Source organism: Streptomyces sp. UG1, from assembly GCF_049974585.1.
In the GTDB taxonomy this organism is placed as follows: Bacteria; Actinomycetota; Actinomycetes; order Streptomycetales; family Streptomycetaceae; genus Streptomyces.
Genome location: NZ_JBNGGG010000023.1, coordinates 160,320 through 166,495, shown reverse-complemented (window position 1 = coordinate 166,495; position 6,176 = coordinate 160,320). Strand labels below are relative to the sequence as shown.

Sequence of the window (6,176 nt, the reverse complement as noted above, 5' to 3'; positions counted from 1 at the left end):
GCCGTTCGTCAGATCCCCACGTCCCACGGGACGTGATCATCAACGAACAAGATCCACTTTCGCAACAGGCCCTAGGGGTTCTCATCGCGGCGACGGCTCCCGTCCCCTCGTAGTTGAAGGGGCAGGAGCCGTCGCCGTTGTTGCTGTCGTGGTTGTTGCCGCCGGCGTCGTATTGCCGTCGCCGTATCGCTGTCGTCGTATACGACCGCCTGGGTGGGCGTTACGACGGCCCGGGCGGGCGTTACGACGGCCCGGGCGGGCGTGGTGCGTCAGCCCGGTCAGCCCGCCAGCAGCTTCTTGACCGCCGCGGCGACCCGGCCGCCCTCGGCCTGCCCCGCCACCTTCGGGTTCACGATCTTCATGACGGCGCCCATGGCCCGCGGACCCTCGGCGCCGGCCGCCTTGGCCTCCTCGACGGCCTGGGCCACGATCTGGTTCAGCTCGTCGTCGCTGAGCTGCTTCGGCAGGTACGCGGCGAGCACCTCGCCCTCCGCCTTCTCCCGCTCGGCCTGCTCGGCACGACCACCCTGTGCGAAGGCCTCGGCGGCCTCACGCCGCTTCTTCGCCTCGCGGGTGATCACCTTCTGGACCTCGTCGTCGGAGAGCTCGCGCTTCTCCTTGCCCGCGACCTCCTCCTTGGTGATCGCGGCGAGCGTCAGCCGGAGCGTCGAGGAGCGGAGCTCGTCGCGCTCCTTGATCGCGGCGTTGAGGTCTTCCTGCAGCTTCGACTTGAGCGTGGTCATGGACCCGATTGTCGCAGGTGTGGAGGGCGGAACGCCCGTTGATTTCAAGGGGGGTGCGTGAGGGGTGCCGTACGGCGGACAGCGAACGGCGGATGGCGGATGGCGGATGGCGGGCACCCGGAACGGGACACTCCTCCGGTCTGACACGATGGTCGTATGCGCGCGCGATACGGAGTACCCCTGGGAATCACGGCGGTTGGCGCCGCCGGTCTGCTGTACTCGGCGGGTTTCGAGGCCCGTTCCTTCCGTCTGCGACGGGTGACGGTCCCCGCCCTGCCCACCGGCATGCGCCCGCTCCGCGTCCTGCAGGTCTCCGACATCCACATGGTCAGTGGCCAGCGCAAGAAGCAGCGCTGGCTGCGCTCACTGGCGGGCCTGCGCCCCGACTTCGTGATCAACACGGGGGACAACCTGTCGGACCCCGAGGGCGTGCCGGAGGTGCTGGACGCGCTGGGCCCGCTGATGGAGTTCCCCGGCGCGTACGTCTTCGGCTCGAACGACTACTACGGCCCCAAGCCGCGCAATCCCGCCCGCTACCTGCTGGAGAAGGCCCAGGGCCGCCATGGCCTCAACGGCAACCCGCCGGTGGTCGGCGCGATCCACAACCCGTGGGAGGACCTGCGGGACGGTTTCGACTCGGCCGGCTGGCTGAACCTGACGAACACGCGGGGGGCGCTGAAGGTGGAGGGCGTCTCGGTGGAGCTCACCGGCCTGGACGACCCGCACATCAAGAGGGACCGCTATGAGCAGGTGTCCGGCGGCCCGTCGGGCGCCGCGGACTTCTCGATGGGCGTGGTGCACGCGCCGTACCTGCGCGTCCTGGACGCGTACACGGCCGACGACTACCCCCTGATCCTGGCCGGCCACACCCACGGCGGCCAGATCTGCATCCCCTTCTACGGCGCCCTGGTCACCAACTGCGACCTGGACGCGGACCGGGTGAAGGGCCTGTCCACGCACACCGCGGAGGGCCGTACGTCATACCTCCACGTCTCAGCGGGCTGCGGCGCGAACCGCTACACCCCGTTCCGCTTCGCTTGCCCGCCGGAGGCGACGTTGTTGACGTTGGTGGGTCGGGAGTAGCGCACCGCGAGTACGTGCCGGGTATCGCAGGGGCGCTGCTGGCGTCTCTGCGGCCCCCGCCACAACCGGACCGGCAACGACTGACACATAACCCACACGACATATAACCCACATAGCCCACCCATATCGCCCATTTCACCCACGCTGCTTAGCGTGAGGCCATGACCGCCCCGATACCCAGGGACATCCCGGACCTCCCCGCGATACCGGGTATTCCCGCGCTGATGCCCTCCCACGTCCCCGCCACGGCGGTGATACCCCCCACGCCTCGCCGCCCGACGGCCGTGTTCCGCCTGTTGGTAGCCCTGTGCGCGGCCGGAGCGGTAGCAATCGAACTGACCCTCGGCAGCCCCCTGCGCACCCTGAGCCACTTCACGATCCAGAGCAACATCCTGCTGACCCTGGTCTTCATCGCCGCGGCCCGCCGCGCCTGGACGGCCCGCCGCCCCCTCCCGACCTCACTGACCGGCGCGACGCTGCTCTACGCCCTGGTCACAGGCCTCGTCTACCACGTACTCCTGGCCAACGAGACGAGCCCCTTCGCCCTCCCCGGCGTCCTCACGGGCGAGGCCGCCGCCCCGACCGGCTGGCACGCGCTCACCCACCAGATCCTGCACACGGTGACCCCGATCGCCGCCCTGCTGGACTGGCTGCTCCTCACGTCCCCCGGCGGCCTGCACCTGCGCCAGGCGACGACGTGGCTCCTCTACCCCCTCACCTACCTGACCCTCACCCTCACCCGAGGCGAACTCCTCGCCCCCGGCACGCCGGCCCGGTACCTCTACCCCTTCCTCGACGTGGCCCGGCACGGCTACAAGAGCGTCCTGGCCAACGCCCTCCTCATCGGCCTCGCCATCTACGCCCTGGCCATCCTCCTCGTGGCCCTCGACCACACCCGCCCGAACCCGCTCCGCCGCCCCCTGCGCCACCACGCAAAAACCGGATTTCGTCTCCAGCCACCAGTGGGCTAAAGTAAACGTCGTCGCCGCGACAAGCAGCGACATCGGGGTGTAGCGCAGCTTGGCAGCGCGCTTCGTTCGGGACGAAGAGGTCGTGGGTTCAAATCCCGCCACCCCGACAGTGAAACACCAGGTCAGGCCCGGTGCTGAGAGATCAGCGCCGGGCCTGATTTGTTGTGAGTGACTGGCTGCGTGACTACCGCTTCGGAACTGCGCCGAAGATGCCGTCCATGGCGGTCGCTCCGGTCTGGATCACCGGGCGGATCTGCTTCCGGTAGACCTCTTCGGTCACGGCCGTACCGGAGTCGCCGACCAGCCGCGAGATCTCCTCAAGCGGGATCCCTCTGTCCGACAGGATCGATACGAAGCTCTGCCGGAGCTCCCGCGGCGTCCACCGCTCCGGCACTATCCCGTCGACACCCTTGATGGCCTTACAGAACTCACGCCGCACGTTCGCTGAGTCGAGCTGCGTGCCGACGGCCGACGTGAAGACGAGTCCGCTCTCCTGCCACTTGTCGCCGGCCGCGAGCCGCTGCCAGCCCTGACGCTCCCACTGAATCCTGAGCGCGTCGATGGCACGGCCAGGCAGTGCCAGCGTCCTGCGAGGCTTCCTGGTCTTCGTGTCCCCGGTGCTTCGGACCGAGCGCCACACGGCGATGTGCGGTGGGATCTCGGGGTGCGCGTCCGGGTCGCCTTCGAGGTCGACGTGATCCCACCTCAAGGGGCGGATCTCTTCCGTACGGCCGCCTGTGAGCATCGACACCACGATGTACGCATACAGCGGGGAGTCTTCTGCGGCGACCAACACGCCTTCAGCTTGTGCCAACGTCAGGGACTTCGACGGCCGTCCGGGGCGGCCGGCCGGGGCCGAGCACAGTTCCACGACGTTGCGCTGCACCTTGTCCCGCGCCATGGCGCGCTTGACCGCGCGGTTCAGGCACGAGCGGATCGCTTCCAGGGAACGGGTGCTCAGCACCTTCGACTTTTCGGCAAGCCACTTGTCCACGTCGTCGGCGCTGAGGTCGCGGAGTTTCCTCGCCCCCAGAGCCGGGATGACGTGGGTGTTGCAGAGGATCGTGTTCGTCGTGACCGTCATGACGCCCCGACCGTTGAGCCCGTACGCGAGCCAGTCGGTCACCGCGTCCTTGACCGTGCAGCCCGTCGGCGCGATGGCAAGACCGTCCTCGTAGTCCCGGAGCACCTCCTTCAGCTTGTCCTTGGCCACGGTCTTGGTCTTGCCGCTCGCCCGCTTCACGATCCGCTTGCCGCTCGGGTCGAAACCGAGACTGGCCGTGGCGATCCAGCGTTGGCGCTTGTCGTCCCAGTGGAGGCCACCGTCTCCCCTACTGCGGCGCTTGCCCACTTCTTCTGTCCTGCCTCGCGCTCCAGCAGCGCGACGTACTCGTGGATGGCGGATGCAGGGATGAGCCGGGCGCGCCCCTCCTTGACCGTGCGGAGGCGGCCGGTGCGTATCAGGCCGTAGATCACGCTTTTGCTCATGCTCAGGACGCGTTCGGCGTCCGAGACCTTGTAGAAGATGGGTTCGACGGACGGGGTTCGCTCCGGGAGGGCGAGAGTCATGGCGTCTCCTGGCGGGATGCCGCCACAGAAACCACGAAATACACAGAAACCCGTGATTGCGCGTCTGACCTGCGGCGATGCCGCGCGGAGGGTGCTGCCACACAAATCGCCGGAGGTGCCACAGAAATAGGGAGGCCGGTCCGGCGCGGCCGGGTCCGGGCTATTTCTGTGGCTTCTCTGCGGGTTTCTGTGGTGGGGCGCCGTGAGCCCCTGAAGTGGCTGTCTACGCAGGTCAGGGGCTCACGGCGATATTTCTGTGATTCTGTGGTTTCTGTGAGCGGGCTCAGGCGGTCGGGTCGGTCAGCCGGGGGTGAATCAGATAGCGCGGGGAGGGCGGCCGGCCGCGGCCTCCGGTGCGGACGACGGGTTGGGCTCGCACGTAGCCGTGGTCTTCCAGCAGGCTCAACACCGGGTCCAAGTCGGTCGCAGTGGCGAACTCGGAGCGGGAGAGCTTGCCATCAGGTCGCGCTTGCTGACCTCGCTCCACTTGTGGGTGCGCAGCGCTTCCAGCACGGTGCGGGCGCGCTCGGTCGTGCGGTCGGCGCCCATGGCGTCGAACGCGGCGAGGCTGTGGCTGGTGAAGTAGTCGGCCAGCGCGATGGCATCACGCATGGTCGCTTCGGCCACGGGCACCGTGTGCCCTTTGGCGAGGTGCGCCGCGAGGTGGAGCAGGGCGGCGATGCGGGCGGTAGCGCCAGCGAGCTTGCCGGCCCAGTCCGAATGTGGCCCAGGGCACCGCCCCGGGCCTCCAGCATGGGTTCCACCCGTTCCTGAAAGGCGAGCAGGGCCGCATTCGCCTCGGAGGTGAGCTGGACGACGGCGGGGTCGGAGTAGAGGAACCTGCCCAGCAGGCCGCGGCCCTTGAAGCCTTCCTGCCGTCCGATCTCGTCCAGTACCTGAGGCTGGACGCACAACCCCATGGTGAGCGCGGGGTGTTCGATGTACTCCTTCCGCGTCTGCCGATCCACGCGGAGCCGGTCCCCGGCGTGCCCCTTGAGGAAGACGCCCATGTTGGGCTTGCCGGAGTAGCGGCCGGCGATGATGTCGAAGATGTCGCCCTCGGCGGACATGACCGCGATCCGTCCGCCCTGCTCTGACATGCGCGAGGTCCGTCTCCGCGGTCGCGTCGTCAGCGAGCAACTGCGGTTCGGCCGGCACGGTGACGGTCTCCGCAGTCTGCGCGAGCGCGATGGCCGTGGACACGAGTTCATCGCGCTCGTCCGCGTTCGCAGAGGCTGCCTTGGCCGCAGCCTTGTCGGCCGCTTCCTTGGCGAGCCGGGCGGTCATCTGGGCTTCCACGATGGCCGGTTGCTGCACGGTGCGGAGCTGTGCCTCTGCGTCGTACAGCGGGTCAGTCAGCAGGGCGAACACTGCGGACTTCCGGTTGGCCGGCGGGAGCGCGACGACGACGTACAGGTTGGTGGGCTCGCGCCGGTGCCCGCGCACCTGCACGACTCAATACACTCCTCTCATCAGCGCTTATGTTCGGGTGCTGCGGTTCAGGGGGATGCGGTGTCGGCAGTCGTTGAGATACAGAAGGTCTGGAGGCCGCCTGCTACGGATCTCTGGGCAGGGCGACGCCCTCTGTGGTGGACCGTTGGCCCAACAGGAGAACTTGCTGTTCTGCTCGTCCATCGGAAGTACCTACGCCGAAGCCGCTACATCAAGGGCTGGGTGGGATGGGGCCCGAAAGTCCCGTTCGATGGGGTGCTGGTGATTCGCCAGGCTGATGAATCAGTTCAACGCCGACTGATCAAGGACGTACAGGTCCGGCCCAGTCACATCGCTCTTCTCCCGGACTCCCGGCTCC

The 6,176-nt window shown here is 68.0% G+C and carries 6 protein-coding genes, 1 tRNA gene and 2 pseudogenes; 3 read left to right on the top strand and 6 right to left on the bottom strand.

What is annotated here, in order from left to right; all coding sequences use genetic code 11:
* Positions 1-278 precede the first annotated feature (278 nt).
* The gene (locus ACP4J3_RS25645; protein WP_426538288.1) at positions 279-743 is read right to left on the bottom strand and encodes a GatB/YqeY domain-containing protein; all 465 of its coding nucleotides are present in this window, start codon (positions 741-743) and stop codon (positions 279-281) included.
* A gap of 156 nt (positions 744-899) precedes the next feature.
* On the opposite strand from ACP4J3_RS25645, the gene ACP4J3_RS25640 reads away from it, so the two are divergent.
* The 3 genes from ACP4J3_RS25640 to ACP4J3_RS25630 all read left to right on the top strand — a co-directional run bounded on the left by ACP4J3_RS25640 (position 900) and on the right by ACP4J3_RS25630 (position 2,904).
* Positions 900-1,826 (top strand): metallophosphoesterase, encoded by a 927-nt coding sequence (locus ACP4J3_RS25640; RefSeq protein WP_426538286.1) that lies wholly within the window; start codon positions 900-902, stop codon positions 1,824-1,826.
* A gap of 161 nt (positions 1,827-1,987) precedes the next feature.
* Complete coding sequence (locus tag ACP4J3_RS25635; RefSeq protein WP_426538284.1) at positions 1,988-2,797, top strand: Pr6Pr family membrane protein; 810 nt, start codon at positions 1,988-1,990, stop codon at positions 2,795-2,797.
* A gap of 33 nt (positions 2,798-2,830) precedes the next feature.
* Positions 2,831-2,904: transfer RNA gene (locus ACP4J3_RS25630), tRNA-Pro, on the top strand.
* Positions 2,905-2,981: 77 nt separating this feature from the next.
* Here ACP4J3_RS25630 and ACP4J3_RS25625 read toward each other — a convergent pair.
* From ACP4J3_RS25625 to ACP4J3_RS25605, 5 genes and pseudogenes are all read right to left on the bottom strand, one after another.
* Positions 2,982-4,148: a site-specific integrase gene (locus ACP4J3_RS25625; RefSeq protein ID WP_426538282.1), complete on the bottom strand. Its 1,167-nt coding sequence runs from the start codon at positions 4,146-4,148 to the stop codon at positions 2,982-2,984.
* Positions 4,037-4,366, bottom strand: coding sequence for a helix-turn-helix domain-containing protein (locus tag ACP4J3_RS25620; RefSeq protein WP_426538280.1), 330 nt, complete (start codon positions 4,364-4,366; stop codon positions 4,037-4,039). The genes ACP4J3_RS25625 and ACP4J3_RS25620 overlap by 112 nt, the downstream gene beginning before the upstream one ends.
* Positions 4,367-4,768: 402 nt before the next feature.
* Positions 4,769-4,978: a hypothetical protein gene (locus ACP4J3_RS25615; RefSeq protein ID WP_426538308.1), complete on the bottom strand. Its 210-nt coding sequence runs from the start codon at positions 4,976-4,978 to the stop codon at positions 4,769-4,771.
* Positions 4,979-5,278: pseudogene (locus ACP4J3_RS25610) on the bottom strand (hypothetical protein); the annotation flags it as partial. It abuts the gene before it with no gap.
* Positions 5,245-5,812, bottom strand: a pseudogene (locus ACP4J3_RS25605) (DUF3987 domain-containing protein); the annotation flags it as partial. The pseudogenes ACP4J3_RS25605 and ACP4J3_RS25610, both read right to left, overlap by 34 nt.
* Positions 5,813-6,176 lie beyond the last annotated feature (364 nt).

Coding starts and splice junctions, on each gene's coding strand:
- ACP4J3_RS25640 (WP_426538286.1), top strand. CDS start 900: ATGCGCGCGCGATACGGAGTACCCCTGGGAATCACGGCGGTTGGCGCC.
- ACP4J3_RS25620 (WP_426538280.1), bottom strand. CDS start 4,366: ATGACTCTCGCCCTCCCGGAGCGAACCCCGTCCGTCGAACCCATCTTC.
- ACP4J3_RS25645 (WP_426538288.1), bottom strand. CDS start 743: ATGACCACGCTCAAGTCGAAGCTGCAGGAAGACCTCAACGCCGCGATC.
- ACP4J3_RS25615 (WP_426538308.1), bottom strand. CDS start 4,978: ATGCGTGATGCCATCGCGCTGGCCGACTACTTCACCAGCCACAGCCTC.
- ACP4J3_RS25635 (WP_426538284.1), top strand. CDS start 1,988: ATGACCGCCCCGATACCCAGGGACATCCCGGACCTCCCCGCGATACCG.